Source organism: Kitasatospora sp. NPDC054768 (genome assembly GCF_053612025.1).
The window spans coordinates 24640-43945 of record NZ_JBSHBN010000067.1 but is presented as its reverse complement, the minus strand read 5'-3'; the positions used below and the strand labels follow the sequence as shown (position 1 = coordinate 43945).

Here is a 19306-nt window from a genome sequence, read left to right as displayed (position 1 = left end):
GCCCGGTGAGGGTGCCGTGCGCCGCCGCCGTCGGGGCGGGCCGGGAGGGCCCGGGCGTCAGTTGACGAAGAGGGCCGGGCTGCCGGCGACCGAGGTGTCGAGGACCGGGCCGTAGGTGGCGCTGAAGTAGCCGGTCGCGAAGCACAGGCTCGGCCCGGAGGCCAGGGCGAACGGCTGGCCGGTGAAGCCGATGGTGTTGCCGGTGTTGGAGGTGGTGCCGTTGATCCCGGTGGTGTTCTGGTAGTTGCAGTTGATGCTGCCCAGGATGGTGTTGAGCACCACCGTGGTGCCCATCACGCCGGCCGCGCCGGGGGTGAGCTTGACCGGGTTGCCGGGGCCGTCGCTGACGGTGTTGGTGAACGGCAGGCTGGTGACCGTGACGCTCTTGACGCCGGTGACGCCGATGACGTTGGAGGTGCAGGATCCGAAGGTCTGGGTGTTGAGCTGCTCGGTGGCGCTGCCCGGCGCGGCCGGGTTGGAGGTCACCGTCGCCGAGAAGGAGGAGGCGGCACACTTGACGCCGGTCGTCCCGGTGGCGCTGTTGTAGAAGGTCGCGGAGGTGCCGGAGACCAGGTTGGCGGTCAGTACGTCGCCGACGGCGACGGCCGGGCCGGTCGGGCTGCCGGTGGTCAGGACCGCGCCGGCAGCCTGGGCGGGGGCGACGGCCGCGCCGGTGAGGGCGAGTGCGGCGAGGGCGGCGGTGGCGAGGGTGCGGCTGATGCGCATGAGGGTGCCTCTCTCCGTCCGACGGACGGGTGGGGGAATCCCCGCGTGCGGGTGTGGTGGTGTGCACGACGGGGGAGGTGCATGGCGTACCGGAGTGCTTCGTACCGGAGGGCTTCGTACCGGTGGTTCGGCGCCGGTGGCCCGGTGCCGGGGCGACGTCCCGCGGGCTCGGCACCGGCCGGCGTGCGGGCGGGCCCGGCGCCACGGGCCCGCCCGCTCGGTACGGCGGTGCGGACGTACGCAAGGGTGGGCGTACGGCGGTGCGGTGGTACGGCATTGCGGTGGCACGGTCCTGCGGTGGTGGTGCGGCGTTGCGGTGGCACGGTCGTGCGTACGGACGGCGGCGTGGAACACCAACGGCACCGCGCCGTTCGGTCGGGGACGTGCGGTGCCGTGGGGCACGTCGACGGCTGCCGCCGTCGCGCCCCGTCTCCGCCGTGGTCCCGTGGCCCGGGCGTCGCCCGGGCTCCCCGGAGCCCCCGGAGGTCCGGCCGGTGGGGGCCTGCTGGCCCACCGGTTGGAAACCTGTCAGTGTTGTAAACCCGGTGTTCCATCAATGTCAATACAGGACACAGGAGTTGGTGATGGATCGGAAGAACCTCCGTGGAGCCGACGTGGTCCTGCTGCCGGGCGCCCGGACCGGCCGCGATCCGGCCCGCTCGATCAAGCCCGGGCCGCGCCGGCTGCCCGCCGGCGTGGTCGCCGCGACCCAGCGCGAGCGGCTGCTGGACGGCCTGGTGCGGACCGTCGCCGAGCGCGGCTACCAGCACGCGACGATCAGCGACATCTGCCGCGCGGCGGGCGTGACCAGGCCGGTCTTCTACGAGCTGTTCAGTGGCAAGGAGGACGCCTTCCTGGCCGCGCACCGGCATGGCACCGGTGTGGTGATCCGGCGGATGGCGGCGGCCTTCACGGCCGAACCCGACTGGTGCCGGGGCATCCGGAAGGCGCTCGGCGCGATGCTCCAACTTCTCGCCGGAACACCGGCGTTCGCCACGATGGCGGTGATCGAGGTCGAGGCGGTCGGCTCGGCGGGCCGACGGGAGCGGGCCCAACTGCTGACCAGGTTCCGGGCGTTCTTCGATGAGGTGCCCCAACTGCCGGGCGGGGTCGACTCGAAGGAGATGGTGGACTCGGTGGTGGGTGGCGTCTACAGCGCGATCTACCGGTGGATCGACTCCGGCCGGACCGAACAACTGATGGAACTGCTACCGGTGTTGAGCATGTTCTGCCTGTCGCCGTTCCTCGGTCCGGCGGAAGCGGCCGAGAGGATGGGGGTGCGGGACTGGCCGAAGCGGGTCGCCGATTGGTGAAGATCCCTTCGTGCACCCGTATTGACCCGGCCAATACCGGGCAGTAGCTTCCCAGTTACTTACCGCGTGCTGACCGGACCCGCCCCGCTGCCGAGGGGCGGACGGCCCGGTCGCGCCCGGGGAACGCTGTCCGCGCCAGGACAACGTGCCAAGTGCCTGCAGACCCATCCACCCACAGGGAGCACACACATGGCCATGTCCGAGGACGCCGCCACGGCGGCCGAGACCCCGCAGACGCCGAGCGGGCCGAGAAGAGGACGGGTCCGGCTGAAGCGCACCGCCCTGATGGCCGTCCCGGCCGTCGCCGCCGGGGGCGTCCTGATGGCGCTCACCGCCCAGGGCGTGCTCGCCGCCCAGTTCTCCATCTCCGGAATGCCGTTCACCATCACCGCGGACAAGCTGGACGGCGAGGGCTTCGCCCAGTTCGGCGCGCTGGACTCGATGATCCCCGACAGCCCCAACGCCGGCTCCACCGGCGGTCAGGTGCTGGTCGCAGTGTCGGCGATCAAGAAGGCCGAGATCACCAACCTGTGCCAGAGCGTCGACCTCGGCGGCATCAACCTGGTGATCCACGCGGGCGACGGCGGCACCCCCGTCACCGCCTCCGACCTCACCACCGACTCCGACCTGCTCTCCGGCGACGCGGAGTTCAAGAACATCGAGATCGGCGGCGACGCCAGCACCTACACCAAGGCCGGCCCGGTCGGCAAGGGCGGCGCCGGTGTCTTCGGCCAGCAGGCCGACCACGTCACCCTGACCCACCTGAACCAGCACAACTACGCGAGCACCGCCGTCGGGTTCAAGCTGCCCAACCTGCGGCTGAGCTTCAGCTCCACGGGCTGCTGACCATGACGGAGTCCGTACCGGAGCCGGCCGGCACCGGCGAGGGCACCGCGGCACGGGCCGAGGGGGTGGCCGCCGAGGGGACGGCGGCCGCGCCCGCCCAGGCCGCGGCGGCCACCGCCGCCGAGCCGACCGCGCGCCCGACCAAGCGCGACTGGCGGGGCAAGCGACCGTTCTGGGGCGGGCTGCTGGTGACGCTCGGCGGCGCCGAGATCCTGTTCACCCTGAAGGCCCCGCTGCCCGTCATCCTGCACATCGGGATGCAGGGGCTGGCCGGGTACCTGGTGCCGGCGGTGATGATGCTGTGCGGCCTGCTGATCCTGTTCAATCCGGCGCAGCGGCTGTTCTACTCCATCCTCGCCGTGCTGGCCTCGCTGGCCAGCTGGCTCACCTCCAACCTGGGCGGCTTCGTGATCGGGATGCTGCTCGGAGTGGTCGGCGCCTGTCTCACCTTCGGGTGGCTGCCCGAACAGCCGCTGCGCCAGGGCCGGCAGCGGCGGCTGGAGCGCCGGGAGACGCACCGGGCAGGGGTCTGACGACGGCGGTGCCCCGGGTCCTGGTGGTGGGAGAGCACCGGGGCGTGGGGCACCCGCCCGTCGCACCCGTTCCTTCGCGGCCGTCCTGCCGCGCGTGTCCTTCGGCGGCTGTCCTTCCGGGGCCGTGCCCGCCCATCCGGGGCTGTCCTTCCGGGGCCGTGCCCGCCCATCCGGGGCTGTCCTTCCGGGGCCGTGCCCGCCCATCCGGGGCTGTCCGGTCCGTGGTGGCCGAAAACCATCCCGGTCCACACGTACCAACGCAAGGGGTCGATGGTCCCGGGTTCCTCCGGGGCGATCGGCCCTTCTCGCGCTCGGCGGCCCGGCAGTTGACTGGGCGGGACATGGACAACAGCAGCATGAGCACTGGCACCGCCACCGCCACCGCCGAGTACGACCGCCTGATCGCCCGCCATCACGCGATGCGCCTGCGACGCCAACTCCTCACCCCCTCCTCCTCGGGCGGCGGCGACTTCGGGTACGGCGCGTACGGCGAGGACGGCGGCTACGACGGCGCCGCCGACCAGCACCTGATCCGGCGCGACCTCGACCTGATCTCCCCGCTCGCGGACCTGATCGACCACCTCTACGCGGTGATGTTCAGCCATCGCCCGTATCTGCGACCGCTCTTCCCCGTCTCGATGGAGTTCCAGCAGTTCCACCTGGAACGGATCTTCCACCACCTGATCGACCACCTCGACCGCCCGGCCGAACTGGAGCAGACACTCCGCCAACTCGGCCGCGACCACCGGAAGCTGGGCGTCCGGCCGGTGCACTACGAGGCCTTCGAGGAGGCCCTGTGCGCGGCCGTCCGGCACCGGGCCGGCGAGCGCTGGACCGAGGACCTGGAGGGCGCCTGGGTGCGGATGCTGCGCTTCGCGGTCGGCGCGATGGTGGCCGGCGCCGACTCCGCGCTCACCGAACCCCCGTACTGGCACGCCGTGGTGACCGGCCACGAACGCCGCCGCCCCGACCTCGCCGTGCTGCGGGTGCGCACCGGCGAGCCGTACCCGTACCGGGCCGGGCAGTACGGCACCGTCGAGCACCCGGCGCTGCCGCACACCTGGCGGCAGTACTCGATGGGCTGCGCCCCGCGCGCCGACAACGAGCTGGAGTTCCACGTCCGCCGCACCGGCCCCGGCGGGGTCAGCGCCGCCCTGGTCGAGCACATCGCCGTCGGCGACCGGCTGCGCCTCGGCCCGCCGCGCGGTAGCCTGCTGCCCGACGACGACGCCCGCGACCTGCTGCTGGTCGCGGGAGGCACCGGCCTCGCCCCGATGAAGGCGATCATCGAGCAGCAGACCACCCGCCGGCCGACCGGCCGCCGGGTCCACCTGTTCGTCGGCGCCCGGGAGCGCGCGGACCTCTACGACTGGCATTCGCTGGCCGAACTCGGCCTGCACAAGCCGTGGTTGACCGTCACCCCGGTCACCGTCGGCGAGCTCGCCGACACGGTCGCCTCGGCCGGCGACTGGCGCGAGCACCTGGCCTGCGTCACCGGGCCGATCGGCATGGTCGGCTCCGTCCGCACCCGGCTGGCGGCGGCCGGGCTGCCGTCCACGCAGGTGCGGTTCGACCAGGCGCTGTACCGGTGACGCCGGCCGGACGGCCGGCGGACCGGCGGCCGCCGACCAGGCGGCCGTCCGCTCCGTCGGCGGGTCAGCGGTAGCAGTAGGAGTCGGAGGAGGCGTCGCCGCCCGCCAGGTGGGTCTGGTGGACGCGCAGGCCCCGGAAGTCGGCGCCGTGCGGGAAGAAGCGCTCGTCGATGCTCAGCCCGCCGGCCTCCGGGTCGGCGTCCAGCTTGACCATCCAGGGCTCGATGCCCTCCGGGTAGAACTGGTCGTCCCAGGCGCCGTAGAGCGAGTTGGTGAGGTACAGCCGCCGACCGTCCCGGCTGATCTCCACCATCTGCGGCGCCCCGCTCAGCGGACGGCCGGGCTCCGCCGGGTGCGGGGTGCGGGCGGCGATCCCGCCGAGCCGCACCGAGCCGGCCAGGCGGGGGTGGAACGGGTCCGAGACGTCGTACTGGAACAGCTCCCCGGTGCCCCACGCCGAGACGTACAGCCAGCGGTCGTCCACCGACAGGTTGATGTCCGTGACCAGCGGCGGCACCGCGCCGAACGGCTGCAGCGCGGGCGGCAGGTCCTCGGCCTTGGCCGGCTCGGCGGGGATCTCGATCACCTTGCGCGCGGTGAACGCCGGCCCGTCCCGGTACCAGAGCCACACCGAGGAGGAGAGGTCCTCGACGTTGGTGACCACGCCGACGAAGCCCCACTCCGCCTGCGGATCGTGCGCCGGGCGCAGCTCCAGCACCATCTGGTACTGGTCGCCGAGGTCCACCCGCTGGAGGTGGCGCCCGGAGTCCAGCTCCCAGAAGTGCAGCGCGTGGCCGTACTTGCGCCCGAGCAGGAGGTCCGGCACCACGCCGTCCTCGACCATCGACGGGGTGCCCCACTCGCTGGTGATGCCCACGTTGGTGCCCAGGTGCCACCAGACGTCGTACGCGAAGTGCTGCGGACCGCGCTCGGTCTCCCAGGGGCGAAGCACCTCGAAGGTGGTGTGGTCGAGCAGCGCCACCCCGCCCGGCCCGTCCTCGCCCTCGGCGCCGCCGAGGCAGGAGAGGAAGACGCCGTCGGGGCCGCAGTGCAGGGTGTGCGGGCGCGAGTAGCCGGCCTTGGCGGCCAGCTCCTCGGCCTCGATCGTCTTCACCAGGCGCGGGCGGACCGGGTCGGGCCGGGTGTCCAGGACGTGCAGCCGGGAGGAGCGCAGCCCGGGCAGCAGCAGGTAGCGCCGCTCGGGGTTCTCATGGCAGGCGTGGGCGAGGGCGCTGGAGCAGGCGTTCCAGCCGAAGTGGTGCAACTCGTCGCCGAGCGTGGGAAGTTCGGCGAAGTTCAGAACCTTCCCGTAGCTCGCCGAGTCCGGATCGGTGTCGACGCTCAGCAGTGCGTCCGGCTGCTGCCCCGACCGGTCGAACCCGGCCACGTACGCCAGCTTCTCCGGCGGAGCGGCGATCGCCTCGGCGGCCGAACGGTAGAGTGACGGATCGGTATGCCCGTGCTGCATGCAAACTCCCCAACTCGCCTGGTCTGTCCGGGAAGCGTTCCACAGAACCACCGGCGCACAGGAGGCGCACGAGAAGCGGCCGGGAGGCGCGGGCGGCTACCCTGACCGGGTGCACAACAGCATTCGCGGGGGCAGCTTCCACGGCCCGGTCGTCCAGGCGGACACCGCGCACGTGACGGAGGGCAGCACCTGGATCGCTCTCCAAGCCGTGTTCAAGGACCTCGGCCGGCACGAGGAAGCCGAGGAGGCCCGTCGGCAGGCCGATCGTGCCACCGACGACGCCCACGCAGCGCTCTCCGAAAGCATTGCGATCATCACATCGCGCCAGGTCGGAGATGTCGGGGTCGACAACGGCTGAGCCAGTACAGTCACCCTCATGGAGTTCCGTGAAGACATCCTGGGTGCCCCCTACGAGGCCGCCGAGCTGACGCTGCGGCCGGACGACGAGGGGGCGGTGTGCGCGACGCTCGTCCGCCGGCCGGTGCCCGGGGCGGACCGGGCCGTGCTGTACATCCACGGGTACAACGACTACTTCTTCCAGACCAACCTCGCGGACCACTACACCGCGCTCGGCTTCTCCTTCTACGCCCTCGACCTGCGCAAGTACGGCCGCTCGCTGCGCCCCCACCAGTCGCCGAACTTCGTCCGCGACCTCACCGAGTACGACGAGGAGATCGACGAGGCCGTCCGGATCATCCGCGAGGTGGACGGGCACCGGCAGCTGCTGCTGAACGGGCACTCCACCGGCGGGCTGATCGGGGCCCTGTGGGCCGGCCGGCGGGCCGGGCGCGGGGTGGTGGACGGGCTGTTCCTCAACAGTCCGTTCCTGTCGATGCCGGTCGGGCCCGCGGTCCGCACACTCGGCGGGCCCGCCGTGACGGCGGTCGGGCGGCTGGCGCCGACCCGCGTCCTGCCGTCCGCGCTCAACCCGCACTACACCCACAGCCTGCACAAGGACCACCAGGGCGAGTGGGACTTCGACCTCACCCTCAAGCGCCCCGAGAGCTTCCCGCTGTACGCGGGCTGGCTGTCGGCGATCCACCAGGGCCACCGGCGGCTGCACCGGGGACTGGGCATCGACGTGCCGGTGCTGCTGATGGCCTCGACCCGGTCCATCTCCACCACCACGTGGCACAACGCGCTGCACCACGCCGACGCCGTGCTGCGCGCCGACGACATCGCCGCGCAGGGGCCGCGGCTGGGCCGGCACGTCACCGTCGTGCGGATCAAGGGCGGCATGCACGACCTGGTGCTGTCCGGTGCGGAGGCCCGCGCCGAGGTGTTCGCCGAACTGGACCGCTGGCTCGCCGCCTACCTCGACGTCGAACCCGTCGGGGAGCACGCGTGACCTTCCCGCAGCACGAGGGTGCCGAGCACATCGAGCAGGCCGAGGCCGACGAGCACGACGAGCACGACGAGCCGGTGCCCGTCGGGCGGCGGACCGACCTGGGCTTCGCCAAGCTCATGCCCGACCTCGACCGGGACGGCGGCTGGCTGCTCACCCTGGACGGCACCCCCCAGTCCTACGTCGACCTCGCCGACCCGACCCACCTGGAGTTCGAGTACACCCGGCGCCTCGGCCACCTCGCCGACGCCCTCGCCCCCGCCGGACAGCCGCTCGACGCGCTGCACCTCGGCGGCGGCGCCCTCACCCTGCCCCGCTACCTGGCCGCCACCCGACCCGGCTCCCGGCAACGGGTGGCGGAGGTGGACGGACCGCTGCTGGAACTGGTCGCCGAACAGCTGCCCTGGCAGGGCCCCGGCGCGGACATCACCGCGACCGTCGGCGACGCCCGGGAGGCCCTCGCCGAGACCCCGGCCGGCTCGCAGGACCTGGTGATCGCCGACGTCTTCCACGGCTCGCGCACCCCCGCCCACCTCACCTCCGTGGAGTTCCTGCGGCTGGCCGCCGCCGCGCTGCGCCCCGGCGGCTGCTACGCGGCGAACCTGGCGGACGGCCCGCCGCTGGCCTTCGCCAAGGCGCAGGCGGCGACGGTGCGGGCGGTGTTCCCGTACGTCTGCCTGGTGGCGGAGGCGCCGGTGCTGCGCGGCCGCCGGTACGGCAACATCCTGCTGGCCGGCTCGACGGCGCCCCTGCCGGTGGCCGAGCTGACCCGGCTGCTCGCCGGCGACATCTTCCCGGCCCGGCTCACCGACGGGGACGACCTGGCGGACCTGGTCGGCCGGACCGCCCCGGTCACCGACGCCGAGGCCACCGACTCCCCACCCCCACCGGACGGCGCGTTCAGCATCGGCTGAGCCCAGGCCCCGCACGCACGGCGGTCGGAAAACCGGTGGGCCTCCTGCTTCCGCCCGGGTAGCGTGCGGGGACGATCCCGGAGGAGGCGAGGCGATGCGGCCGTTGCTGCTGGTGGACGTCGACGGACCGCTGAACCCGTGCGCGGCGAAGCCCTACCGGCGGCCCGAGGGCTACGAGACCCACCGGTTGACGACGCCGCGCTGGGAGGCGGCCGAGCGCCGTCGGCTCACGGCCTGGGGCCTTCCCCACAAGGTGCCGAAGCCCCTGCGGGTCTGGCTCAACCCGGCCCACGGCCCGGCCCTCGCGGCGCTGCCCTTCGACCTGGCGTGGGCGACGACGTGGCAGGAGGAGGCCAACGCCTTCATCGGCCCCTTGCTGGGGTTGCCCGCCCTGCCGTACATCCCCTGGTCCGAGCCGCGGCCCGAGCCGGGCGGCGGGGTGTTCTGGAAGACCCCGCAGATCGTCGCCTGGGCGAAGGGCCGCCCGTTCGCCTGGGTCGACGACCTGATCACGGACGCCGACCGGGCCTGGGTGGAAGCCCACCACCCGGGCCCGGCACTGCTCCACCACGTCGACCCGAAGGCCGGCCTGACGGTCCAGGACTTCGCCCGACTGACGGACTGGTCCAACGCGCTCGGCTGACCGCACGAGCGGCCCGAGCCTTCGAGGTCAGACGGGCGGCGTCAGGTCGCTCTCGCTGATGGTGTACGTGAGCGGGGGGTAGACGAAGTCCGTTTCCGTGTTCTCACGGCGCCGCAGTCGGTAGAACTCGTGCCTCTGCTCGTCGTCGGCCGACACGAGGCGCTCACCCTGGGGGAGGCGCGCCTGTCCGTCGCGAAACCGGACGAGTGTTTTTGACGTTCGAAAGGTTACGCCCAGCCATTGGTTGTCCGCCGTGCGGGCGGGCGGGTCCAGGACGATCTTGTGTCTGAGTCGCCGGTTCGAGTCGACGGAGAACGCGACGATACTGTGGTGGGCGAGGGGGATCTCGAACTTCCCACCATCGGGCCCCTTTGATTCGAAGATCAGCTTCCTCGGCGGGCTCGCGTCGGGATGCTGGTAGCAGGAGAAGACGGCGATGAACGACTCGTCGGCCAGATCGAGGGCCTGGTCGGAGTGGCCGCCCATGGTTGCGTAGGCGTTCGTGTAGCTCTCGATGAGAGCGTTGTTGAAGCCGACCGAAAGCGCCGCCCGTTCTTGAACCTGTCGTGCCAGCCGTTCGTGCACCGCCCGGAAACGCTGCGTCGGGCTGCTGTAGCGAGTGGTGGTCCGTACGAGGGGCGCATCACCCGCCTCGTCGATCCTGGCGAGCACGGCGCCTCGGCGGCCCTTTCCCACGTCTTCCAGGCGGGCCGACGCGGACAGTTCCGCGAAGAGGTTCCCCTCGGTGGGCAGTGTGCACGAGAGGATCTCGTCCGAGATCCTAGATGCGGGGGGCAAGGTAGTCTCCCGTGTTCATGCTGAAGAGGAATTCGTCGCCGTAGTCCATGAAGGACGAAGTCCTGTTCTCCTCGGCGTACAGCCTGCGCAGCTCGTCCATGCCGGCCGGTGTGGGTGGCTCCAGTTCCACCGGTTCTCCGTCCCGTTCGAGGAACGTGCGGCCGTCCTTGTGGACGGCTTCGGTGTTGGAACAGCGCACCACGTAGCCCAGGCGGGTCGGGAGCAGTTCGGCGTCCAGCGACGAGGGCCGGATCTCGTGGGTGTAGAGGCGGTTGGTGGACAGCGGCATGAAGAACACGGAGCCGGGGTGGAGGGTGACGGTGAACTGCGGGGGGAGTGCGACCCCGTCGAGTTCCGCGGTCCGCTCCTTGAGGCGGAAGTGGAGTCTGGTCAGCCCGCTGGCGCCCTTCACCCCGAAGTCGTAGGCGTCCTCGGCCAGGGGCTGCAGCTTGTCGAGCCGGTCGTAGAAGGTGCAGAAGGCCATGATGCCGTTGGCGGGCATGTCCTTGGTCTTGTCGGCATGGGCCGAGATCTTCGCCTTGGACTGCTTGCGCTCGGCCGTGGCAAGGGTGTTGTGGTAGATCTGCGCGAGGACGTGATTCAGCGGTGCCTGGTTCCGGAAGACGGCGGCGGCCTCGCGGTTCAGCGCTTCGACGATGCGCGTGTCGGTCGGGCGGAAGCTCTCGGTCGGCCCCGAGAGATTCGTGGAGCACCGGAGCAGTCGGAAATGCAGTTCGTCACCGTTGCGCGTGACGGGCGTCAGATAGATCCCGCTGCGATGGGCCGCGCCGGGCTTGGTGGACTCCGTCAGGGACTGGAACGCGTGCTCCGTACGGATCCGCCCGAAATGATCGTCGCCGAGTCCGAAAAAGCGGCGGTAGTACACGCCGACGCCGTGTACGCGGACGGGGACCCGGCCGAGGTCGACGAGGCTCCAGGGTTCGTCGACGTCCTCGCGGTAGCCGTGCGACCGCTCCCGGATGACGAATACCCGCGCAGCCGCGGCCAGTTGACGGCCACTGATCCCGGATACGTCGCCACACAGGTAGACCGTCCTCCGGGCGAGGTCGGGCGAGCCGGAAGCAAGCTCCTCCGGCGTGATCGTGGACCCGAAGAAGTCCCTGATCACGTCGTTGTCCTGCGACATCGAAGGTGCGACCAGGATGTTGCCCGCATCCTCGATTCGGGCTTCCGTCGGCTCTGTTGTGTGCATCAAACGGTACCTGTCATTCGCGGATCCTGGTGGATTCTCAAACCGTGGACATGGCCATGGCCCGCACTCATTCATTCAATTCGGGGTAGTGGCCGCGCTGGTACGTCGACAGCTGGGAGACGGCGAGCTCTGCCTCGCCGCGGCAGATGACGCAGACGCGGCGCCGGTGGCACGCGGGGCAGTTGACCCGCCCGCGGGTCTCGTCGGGCAGCCAGCCGCGTCCCCCGCAGTCGTAGCACCAGCCCAGGCCTTCGCACTCGTAGCAGAGCACGAATCCGGCCGTGACGGTCTCGGCCGTGCGCACCGGCTCGGGCCGCTGGAACTCCTCCGGTTCGTACAGGGCCATCGCCGGTGTCTGCCCGCTGAACCACACGGTGGAGGTGTGGTCGACCGTACGGATCTCGATGCTGCAGCCGTCGCGGCGGCCGGTGACCACGATGCGGGGCGTTCCCTTGGCGTCCTCCTGCGAGGTCGCGACCGCCCAGCCCGCGGAGTGGAGCAGCGCGGCCGCGCGAGCGGCGGTGTCGGCGGCGCCGGCATGCGCGGGGCGCTTCCCCGTGCTGCCGCTGGCCGAGTACTGGTAGCGGAGCGGTTCATGCCAGTCGACGACCTGTGGCGTGTCGAGCAGCGGCAGGCCGAGATCGCTGCCGGGGGCCAAGTCGTCGATCAGCTCGACCAGTTGTGACCGCAGGGCCAGGCCCAGCCGGTCCAGCTCTTCCCGCGCACCCGGTACGGGCCCCATGACGCCCCCTCCTCGCCCGGCGGTGCCGTCGCCGGGCGGTCCGTTCGATCCCCGGGAGTCTATGCGGTGTTCGTCTCACCGGGCCCGGGACTGCGAACGGTCGCGGGCCGATGCCGTCCACCGCGTCGGCGACCGCGGCCCGGGTTCGGAGGCGCGGGGACTGCCGCCCGGGCGGCGCGTCATGGACGGTGGGGGCCGAGCCGGGCGAGGAGGTCGTCGGCGCACTCCTCGGCGAGTTCCTCGGCGTGTTCGGGGAGTTGCGCGCCGGCCCGCAGGTGGCGTCGGACCAGCGAGAGCGGCAGCTCGATGAGGGCGAGCACCACGCGTTCGACGGACCGGGGGTCCTCGGTCGGCGACCCGGCCCCCAGCAGTACGGCGAGGGCGGCGAGCGCGCCGTGCACAGTCCGGTTGCCGAGATCCGCGCGCAGCCGGTGTTCCTCCGACCAGTCCGCGCGTCCGAAGTCGTCGGGGCCGTAGAGGAGCAGGGCCGCCTCCTGCGGGTGGGCCCGGGCCCATGCGACCACCTGACGGGCCGCCGCCCGCGCGGTCTGCCGCGCGTCGGTGGTCGTGGCGAGCGGCAGGGGGGTGAGGTCCTGGCCGAGTGCCGTGCCGAAGGCCGCGAGGTAGCCCTGCTGGAACCGGTCGACGGTCCGCAGCCAGAGTTCGGCGAGCAGGGCGCTCCGTCCCGGGAAGCGGTAGTACACCGAGCCGCTCGGGGCTCCGACCTCTCCCGCGACCGCGGCCATGGTCACCGCGGCCGGGCCGGACTCGGCGGCCAGCCGGACGGCGGCGTCGAGAAGCTGGTTGGAGTCGAAGCGGGGTGGTCTCGCCATGAGTTGGAGGGTACTCTCCACAATAATTAGAGAGCAGTCTCTATAACTGCCCGGAAGGTGAGCCGATGGCTGTCCACAACGTGCACGAACGCCTGCTGCCCGCGAAGGAGACCGTGGTGGGGGCGCTGATCGACACCCTGGCCGGCACCGGCGACCTGCTGTGGCCGCAGGACACGTGGCCCTCGATGCGGTTCGACCGTCCACTCGCCGTGGGCGCGGTCGGTGGGCACGGCCCGGTCCGCTACACCGTCGACGCGTACGTCCCCGCGACGTGGGTGCGCTTCGGCTTCACCGGGCCACGCGGCTTCCACGGCTTCCACGAGTTCACCGCCACGGCCGTCGACGAGCGGCACACCCTGCTGCGCCACACGCTCGTCCTGACCGCCCGCGGCCCGGCACGACTCGGCTGGCCGCTCGCCTGGCGGCCGCTCCACGACGCGCTTCTGGAGGACAGTCTGGATCGCGCGGAGAGGGCCTGCACGGGCACGGTGGCCCGCCCGGCGCGGTGGAGCCCGTACGTACGGTTGCTGCGCGCGATCGTTCGCTGATCGCCGGCCCGGGCCGGTCCGCCGAACCCGCCGCCCGGACAGGTGAGTTCCGCGGAGCCGGGGTCGCCGTGAGCCGGCCCCGGCGGGTCGGAGCCCACGGTCGCAGCAGCGGCTCGACGGTCAGGTGGCTGTGGAAGAGCTCGTGACCCGTGCGCGTGGACCCGGACACCTGACGGATCGGCGGGTCCTCACTCGAGGGGAATGACGAGGACGGCCTGCGGTCGTCGGGTGGCGAGCCGGATCGTGCGGCGCCGCACCGGTCGGCGCGTCGACGGGACGGGAGGGACGGACGGGGTGTCAGAATCGGCGGGTTCATGCCCATGACGGGAACGCGGCCGGAACACCGGCCGGAACGTGGCGGGACCACGGCGGAGACGCGACAGGACCAGGTCCGAAGGAGCGAGCGATGAGTGGCGGGGTGCGGCCGGAGCTGGGACAGGTGTCGGAGACGGCGCTGTGGACGCTGTGGCACCGGGCGGTGGAGGCGCGGCGGCCGGACACCGTGCTGCCGGACCCGAAGGCGGTCGAGCTGGTGGGCCGGATCGACTACCCGTTCGCGACGCGGTTCGGGGAGAACGCCTTGGTGAGCCAGCTCCAGGCGCTGCGGGCGGCCTGCTTCGACCGCGAGGTGTCCGACTTCCTGACCCGCTGCCCGCGCGGCACCGTGGTCGGGCTCGGGGACGGCCTGGAGACCCAGGCCTGGCGGGTCGACAACGGCCGGGCGAACTGGCTGTCGGTGGACCTGGCGGAGACCGCCGCGCTGCGTCGGCAGCTGCTGCCGCCGGACGAGCGGCACCGGATCGTCGCCCACTCGGCCACCGACCCGGGCTGGATGGACGGGGTGGACCCGGCGAACGGGGTGCTGATCAGCGCAGAGGGGGTGCTGATGTACCTGCGGCCGCAGGAGGTCCGCGGCCTGATCGCGGCCTGCGCCGAGCGTTTCCCCGGCGGGGCCATGGTGCTGGACGCGGTGCCGCGCTGGTTCAGCCGGCGGGCCGTCGAGGGCAAGCTGCGGGACCGGTACTACCAGGCGCCGCCGATGCCGTTCGGGATGGACGCGGACGAGTGCGGTCTGCTGGCCACCGCGCACCCGGGGGTCGTCGACGTGCGGGAGGTGTACCCGGAGGGCGGACGCCCGCCGCTGAGCACCCTGCTGCCGCTCGTGCGCCGGATCAAGCAGCGCCCGTCCGTGGTCGCCCTGCGTTTTGCCTAATCTTGAAGAAACGCTGGTCAACCTGGAACCATGGTGTCGGGGCGCACGTCGTAACCACGGGTGATCGGCCGGGGGGACAGGCCGCCCGGCACGTTAGGCTCGCTCTGGGGGAGCGGCCTGGGTGCCGCCATCGGACGAATTGCCGGGACGGGCACGCTGCTCCAGGGGGAGGGCGGCCCGTCCCGTCCTGCCACGGAGGGACTGGCCTTGCACATCGACGCCTGGATCGAGGGGATTCCGCCGACGGCGGTGTACGCCGTTGTCGGTCTGATCATCGGGCTGGAGTCGCTGGGCATTCCGCTGCCCGGCGAGATCGCCCTGGTCACGGCGTCCCTCATGGCGGTCAAGGGTGTGGTGAGCCCGTGGGGCGTCGCCATCTGCGCGATCGCCGGCGCGATCATCGGCGACTCGATCGGCTACTCGATCGGGCGCAAGGGGGGCAAGCCGCTCTTCGAGAAGCTGGGACGCAAGTTCCCCAAGCACTTCGGGCCCTCCCACCTGGCCACCGCCGAGCGCTCGTTCCAGAAGTGGGGCATGTGGGCGGTCTTCTTCGGCCGCTTCATCGCCCTGCTGCGCATCTTCGCCGGTCCGCTCGCGGGCGCGCTGAAGATGCCGTACTGGAAGTTCCTGATCGCCAACGTGCTGGGCGGCGTGGTCTGGGCCGGCGGTACGACGCTGCTGGTCTACAAGGTCGGCAAGAGCATCGAGCCCTGGCTGGCCCGGTTCTCGTGGGCGGGCCTGGGGGCGGCGCTGGTGATCGGCCTGCTGTCGGCCTGGATCATGAAGCGCCGCGCCGCCAAGACGCACGCCAGGATCGAGGCGGAGGAGGCGGCCGAGGCCGCCGCCGCGGCGAAGGAGCCGGTCGCCGACTGACCACCCCGCCGGCCGGCCCCCCGGCCGGCCCCCGGCAGGGTCCCGGTCGATCGTCCGACCGGTCCCGGACCGGTCGTCCACCACCACCGTCGTGGTGCCCTCGGGCCCTCGGAGTAGCATCGGTCGGGTACTGCCGATCTTGCACTCCGGAGGGCCCGATGTCTTCGCAGCCGACCTGGGACGCCGTGGACGCCTACTTCTCCGAGCGGCTGGTCGGACACGACCCGGTGCTGGAGCAGGCCACGGCCGCCGCCCGCGCGGCCGGGCTGCCGAACATCGCGGTGGCCCCCAACCAGGGCAAGCTGCTGCACCTGCTGGCGCTGACCCTGGGCGCGAAGCGGATCCTGGAGGTCGGCACGCTCGGCGGCTACAGCGCCATCTGGCTGGCCCGGGCGCTGCCCGCGGACGGCACCCTGATCACCCTGGAGCTGGACCCCCGGCATGCCGAGGTCGCCCGGGGCAACCTGGCGGCCGCCGGGCTGGCGGGGGTCGCCGAGGTGCGGGTGGGCCGGGCCGCGGACTCGCTGGCCGAACTGGTGGAGCAGGGCGCGGACCCCTTCGACCTGGTCTTCATCGACGCCGACAAGCCGAGCAACCCGGAGTACTTCCGCCGGGCGCTCCAACTGACCCGGCCGGGCTCGCTGATCATCGTCGACAACGTGGTGCGCGGCGGTGCGGTCGCCGACCCGGCCGGCACCGACCCGGCGGTGGTCGGCACCCGGGCGCTGCACGACCTGATCGCGGCCGAGCCGAGCGTCACCGCGACCTCGGTGCAGACGGTCGGCAGCAAGGGCTACGACGGCTTCACCCTGGCCCGCGTCCGGGGCTGAAAGTCCAGGGCTGAAAGTCCGGGGCTGAAAGTCCAGGGCCGAGACCCGCGCCGCCAGGGCGTACGCGGGCCCACCCGTACCACCGGCGCTCATGCGCGCCCACCTTCACCACTTACGCCCACCTTCACCACGCGCGCTCACCCGCGCTGACCGGAGAACGGAGACATCGTGCGGATCGGACTGCTGGGGACCGGCCCCTGGGCGGAGCGGGTGCACGCGCCCGTCCTGGCCGAGCACCCCGGGCTGGAGTTCACCGGCGTCTGGGGCCGCCGACCGGAGGCGGCCGAGGCGCTGGGCGCCGCGCACGGCGTGCCCGGGTACGCGGACCTCGACCGGCTGCTGGCCGAGGTGGACGCGGTCTCCATCGCGCTGCCCCCGACCGTGCAGGCGGGTCTCGCGGTACGGGCCGCCGAGGCCGGCTGCCACCTGCTGCTGGACAAGCCGGTCGCGCTGACCGTGCCGGACGCCCGGGCCGTGGCCGAGGCGGTGCGCGAGCACAAGGTCGCCTCGGTGGTCTTCTTCACCGTGCGCTTCGGCGGCGAGCAGATCCCGTGGATCGAGCGGCAGGCGGAGCTGGGCGGCTGGTTCACCGGCCGCTCGGACTGGCTCGGCTCGGTGTTCGCGCCCGGCAGCACCAGCCCGTACGCGGCCTCGCCGTGGCGGGTGGAGAAGGGTGCGCTGTGGGACGTCGGCCCGCACGCGCTGTCCGTGCTGCTGCCGGTGCTGGGCGACGCGACCCAGGTGACGGCGGCGGCCGGCCCGCTGGACACCGTGCACCTGGTGGTGCGGCACGCCGGCGGAGCCTCCAGCACGCTCGCGCTCAGCCTGACCGCGCCGCTCGCGGCGGGCGGGACGGGCATGGAGCTGCGGGGTGAGCACGGCGTGGTGCAGCTGCCCCCGCGCGGCGAGGGCCCGGTCGCGGCCCTGCACCGGGCGCTGGACGCGCTGCGGGCCTCGGCCGCCTCCGGCGAGCCGCACCCCTGCGGGGCGGACTTCGGGCTGCGGGTGGTGGAGATCCTGGTCGGCGCCGAGCGTTCGCTGGCGAGCGGCGGCCCGGTGGAGGTCTGAGCGGTCGACGCGGCCGGGCCCGGGCGAGGACCGGGCGGGGACCGGCGGTTCGGACGGACGTCGGGTAGGGACCGATGGTTCGGAAAGGCGCCGGGCGGGGCACGGGGGTGCCCCCCCCGGCGTCGTCCGTCGGATGCCGAACGGCGCGGCGTAGCGGACGGTGCCTGCGGGCAGCGGGTGGTCGGCGTCCAGGGAGAGGGCCATCAGCGCTTCGTCCGGGACGTCGATGGTCAGGCCGATGCCGTGGGCGCCGGCGCGCAGTGGACCGCTCAGACCGGCGGCACCGGCGGCACCGGCGGCAGCGACGGCCCGGCCGGCGGCGGGGCCGAGGACGGCCGGCGGTCGGCGGGGCGGGCCGGCGGGATGACCGGGGCGCGGAAGTCGCGCGGGCCGGTCCACAGCGCCGGGACGGCGTCGCTGCGGCGGGCCAGTTCGTACGCCAGGGCCTCGTAATTGACCCGCCAGCCGTGGAAGTGCGCCCAGGCCTCCTCGACCGGGCGCTCACGCGGGAAACCGGCCGCGGTGATCATCGCGACGGCGCCCAGGTACTCGGCGTAGGTCAGCCGGATCGGAATGTCCGGGTCCGGGTCCGTGTCGAAGTCGATCCGCAGCGAGCGGGCGATGTCGCGCAGCGCGGTGAAGCCGGCCCGGAGCACCAGCCGGGCCTCGGGCGGGGCCGAACGCGGGCAGAGCGCCAGGTGCAGGGCGGCGGCGTCCATCACGGCGATCAGTCCGACCACCCAGCTGCGGTTGGGCTGCGGGGAGCGGAAGGAGAGCAGCACCGGGTAGTTGGAGTGGCTCTCGCCGATGTCGGCGGCCAGCCGCTCCCAGTCCCGGTAGAGCTGGGGGAGCGCGGTCTCGGTGTCCACCAGGGACTGGCGGGCCAGCAGCTCGGGGCCCCAGGCGGGCTCGCCGGCCCGGGACTGCAGCAGCGTCACCTCGGTCTCGCGGCGCTGGTAGGCGGCGTAGAGGGTCGGCAGGTAGGAGATCTGGAGGGCGATCACCAGCGGGCCGCTGGCGGCGGCCAGGAAGTCGATCGCGGAGAGGTGCAGCCGGTCGCCGCTGGCGAAGCCGAGGGTGAACAGACTGGACCCGGCCTCGCGCACGGCCACCGACCAGCTGAGCTCCGAGGTGCCGTGCAGCAGCAGGGTGTAGGCGGTGAGCATGCAGCTGAGCCACACCCCGAGCATGCCCAGCAGCACCAGCGGCGCCAGCCAGGTGAGCGCCCGGTCCTGCGCGTGGTAGCCGCGGCCCGGTCCGGCGACCAGCCGCAGCAGCCCGCGCAGCATCCGCCAGAGCCGCATCACCAGTGACGAGTAGAGCCCGCGCGGAACGACCAGCGTGCGCAGGATGCTGCCGACGATCAGCAGGAGCAGCATCGCGCCGAGGGCGGTCTGGATCATCCTCATGGCGTCATTCTGGCGGTACGCCGGGGCTGTCGCGGACCGGTGCCCGCGCGGGTCGGCCGTCGGCCGTCCGTCCCCCTGCCGTCCGCCCGCCGTCCGTGGCCCGGGCGCCCCGGTTCACCGCACCGAGTATGACCATGATCACACCAAGGCGAGGCATACGTACTGATGTTCCCACCGCGTCTATGTGTACGGAGGATCACGCCCACGAGCGAATCGGAGACCGGACTGTGCGTGCCCAGCAAGACAGCGCCGCCGAAGAGGAGAAGCCCGGGCGGCGACGGTGGCGCTTCCCACCGCGTCGGAGGCCGTTACGGGCGTGGCGCCCGCTCCGGGGGAGGCGCCCGTCCCCGGGTCCGTCCCCGGACCACTCCCCGAGCCCGTCCCCGGACCACTCCCCGA

The 19306-nt window shown here is 72.6% G+C and carries 20 protein-coding genes and 1 pseudogene; 13 read left to right on the top strand and 8 right to left on the bottom strand.

Annotated features, from left to right (window positions below):
- Positions 1 to 57: 57 nt before the first annotated feature.
- Entirely contained in the window at positions 58 to 726 is a 669-nt protein-coding gene (locus ACWGKU_RS21155; RefSeq protein ID WP_359900971.1) for a Tat pathway signal sequence domain protein, read from the bottom strand.
- Between the two features lie 584 nt (positions 727 to 1310).
- Between ACWGKU_RS21155 and ACWGKU_RS21150 the strand changes: the two genes are divergently transcribed.
- The 4 genes from ACWGKU_RS21150 to ACWGKU_RS21135 all read left to right on the top strand — a co-directional run bounded on the left by ACWGKU_RS21150 (position 1311) and on the right by ACWGKU_RS21135 (position 5010).
- Positions 1311 to 2039: a TetR/AcrR family transcriptional regulator gene (locus tag ACWGKU_RS21150; protein WP_401046126.1), complete on the top strand. Its 729-nt coding sequence runs from the start codon at positions 1311 to 1313 to the stop codon at positions 2037 to 2039.
- Positions 2040 to 2228: 189 nt separating this feature from the next.
- On the top strand, positions 2229 to 2885 hold the full coding sequence (locus tag ACWGKU_RS21145; protein ID WP_359900974.1) for a DUF6230 family protein: 657 nt from the start codon (positions 2229 to 2231) through the stop codon (positions 2883 to 2885).
- A gap of 2 nt (positions 2886 to 2887) precedes the next feature.
- Complete coding sequence (locus ACWGKU_RS21140; RefSeq protein ID WP_359900976.1) at positions 2888 to 3418, top strand: DUF6114 domain-containing protein; 531 nt, start codon at positions 2888 to 2890, stop codon at positions 3416 to 3418.
- Positions 3419 to 3774: 356 nt separating this feature from the next.
- A complete protein-coding gene (locus tag ACWGKU_RS21135) occupies positions 3775 to 5010 on the top strand; it encodes a globin domain-containing protein (RefSeq protein WP_452179935.1) in 1236 nt (411 codons plus the stop codon).
- A gap of 64 nt (positions 5011 to 5074) precedes the next feature.
- Here the strand turns inward: ACWGKU_RS21135 and ACWGKU_RS21130 are convergent, their stop codons facing one another.
- A complete protein-coding gene (locus ACWGKU_RS21130; RefSeq protein WP_401046120.1) occupies positions 5075 to 6478 on the bottom strand; it encodes a selenium-binding protein SBP56-related protein in 1404 nt (467 codons plus the stop codon).
- Between the two features lie 109 nt (positions 6479 to 6587).
- Here ACWGKU_RS21130 and ACWGKU_RS21125 point away from each other — a divergent pair, with 109 nt between their 5' ends.
- From ACWGKU_RS21125 to ACWGKU_RS21110, 4 genes are all read left to right on the top strand, one after another.
- The gene (locus tag ACWGKU_RS21125; protein ID WP_452179934.1) at positions 6588 to 6836 is read left to right on the top strand and encodes a hypothetical protein; all 249 of its coding nucleotides are present in this window, start codon (positions 6588 to 6590) and stop codon (positions 6834 to 6836) included.
- An 18-nt stretch (positions 6837 to 6854) separates the two neighbouring features.
- Positions 6855 to 7826, top strand: coding sequence for an alpha/beta hydrolase (locus tag ACWGKU_RS21120; RefSeq protein WP_401046114.1), 972 nt, complete (start codon positions 6855 to 6857; stop codon positions 7824 to 7826).
- A 116-nt stretch (positions 7827 to 7942) separates the two neighbouring features.
- The gene (locus ACWGKU_RS21115) at positions 7943 to 8737 is read left to right on the top strand and encodes a spermidine synthase (protein ID WP_359901057.1); all 795 of its coding nucleotides are present in this window, start codon (positions 7943 to 7945) and stop codon (positions 8735 to 8737) included.
- Positions 8738 to 8831: 94 nt separating this feature from the next.
- Complete coding sequence (locus tag ACWGKU_RS21110; protein WP_452179933.1) at positions 8832 to 9380, top strand: hypothetical protein; 549 nt, start codon at positions 8832 to 8834, stop codon at positions 9378 to 9380.
- A gap of 27 nt (positions 9381 to 9407) precedes the next feature.
- On the opposite strand, the gene ACWGKU_RS21105 is transcribed toward ACWGKU_RS21110, so the two are convergent.
- From ACWGKU_RS21105 to ACWGKU_RS21090, 4 genes are all read right to left on the bottom strand, one after another.
- Entirely contained in the window at positions 9408 to 10178 is a 771-nt protein-coding gene (locus tag ACWGKU_RS21105) for a hypothetical protein (protein ID WP_452179932.1), read from the bottom strand.
- Positions 10162 to 11391 (bottom strand): hypothetical protein, encoded by a 1230-nt coding sequence (locus ACWGKU_RS21100; RefSeq protein ID WP_452179931.1) that lies wholly within the window; start codon positions 11389 to 11391, stop codon positions 10162 to 10164. Before ACWGKU_RS21100 ends, ACWGKU_RS21105 begins: the two co-directional genes overlap by 17 nt.
- A gap of 67 nt (positions 11392 to 11458) precedes the next feature.
- Positions 11459 to 12133 (bottom strand): hypothetical protein, encoded by a 675-nt coding sequence (locus tag ACWGKU_RS21095; protein WP_452179929.1) that lies wholly within the window; start codon positions 12131 to 12133, stop codon positions 11459 to 11461.
- A gap of 179 nt (positions 12134 to 12312) precedes the next feature.
- Complete coding sequence (locus ACWGKU_RS21090) at positions 12313 to 12966, bottom strand: helix-turn-helix domain-containing protein (protein ID WP_452179928.1); 654 nt, start codon at positions 12964 to 12966, stop codon at positions 12313 to 12315.
- A 65-nt stretch (positions 12967 to 13031) separates the two neighbouring features.
- On the opposite strand from ACWGKU_RS21090, the gene ACWGKU_RS21085 reads away from it, so the two are divergent.
- The 5 genes from ACWGKU_RS21085 (at position 13032) to ACWGKU_RS21065 (ending at position 17498) form a co-directional block, all read left to right on the top strand.
- Entirely contained in the window at positions 13032 to 13514 is a 483-nt protein-coding gene (locus ACWGKU_RS21085; RefSeq protein WP_452179927.1) for an SRPBCC family protein, read from the top strand.
- Positions 13515 to 13920: 406 nt separating this feature from the next.
- On the top strand, positions 13921 to 14727 hold the full coding sequence (locus ACWGKU_RS21080) for a class I SAM-dependent methyltransferase (RefSeq protein ID WP_452179926.1): 807 nt from the start codon (positions 13921 to 13923) through the stop codon (positions 14725 to 14727).
- Between the two features lie 207 nt (positions 14728 to 14934).
- Positions 14935 to 15600, top strand: coding sequence for a DedA family protein (locus ACWGKU_RS21075; protein ID WP_401054443.1), 666 nt, complete (start codon positions 14935 to 14937; stop codon positions 15598 to 15600).
- A 158-nt stretch (positions 15601 to 15758) separates the two neighbouring features.
- Positions 15759 to 16430, top strand: coding sequence for an O-methyltransferase (locus tag ACWGKU_RS21070; protein ID WP_401054280.1), 672 nt, complete (start codon positions 15759 to 15761; stop codon positions 16428 to 16430).
- Positions 16431 to 16598: 168 nt separating this feature from the next.
- Positions 16599 to 17498: a Gfo/Idh/MocA family protein gene (locus ACWGKU_RS21065; RefSeq protein ID WP_359901043.1), complete on the top strand. Its 900-nt coding sequence runs from the start codon at positions 16599 to 16601 to the stop codon at positions 17496 to 17498.
- Positions 17499 to 17630: 132 nt separating this feature from the next.
- On the opposite strand, the pseudogene ACWGKU_RS21060 reads toward ACWGKU_RS21065, so the two are convergent.
- Positions 17631 to 17765, bottom strand: a pseudogene (locus ACWGKU_RS21060) (GNAT family N-acetyltransferase); the annotation flags it as partial.
- A 2-nt stretch (positions 17766 to 17767) separates the two neighbouring features.
- Positions 17768 to 18907, bottom strand: coding sequence for a hypothetical protein (locus ACWGKU_RS21055; protein ID WP_401054278.1), 1140 nt, complete (start codon positions 18905 to 18907; stop codon positions 17768 to 17770).
- Positions 18908 to 19306: the final 399 nt, after the last annotated feature.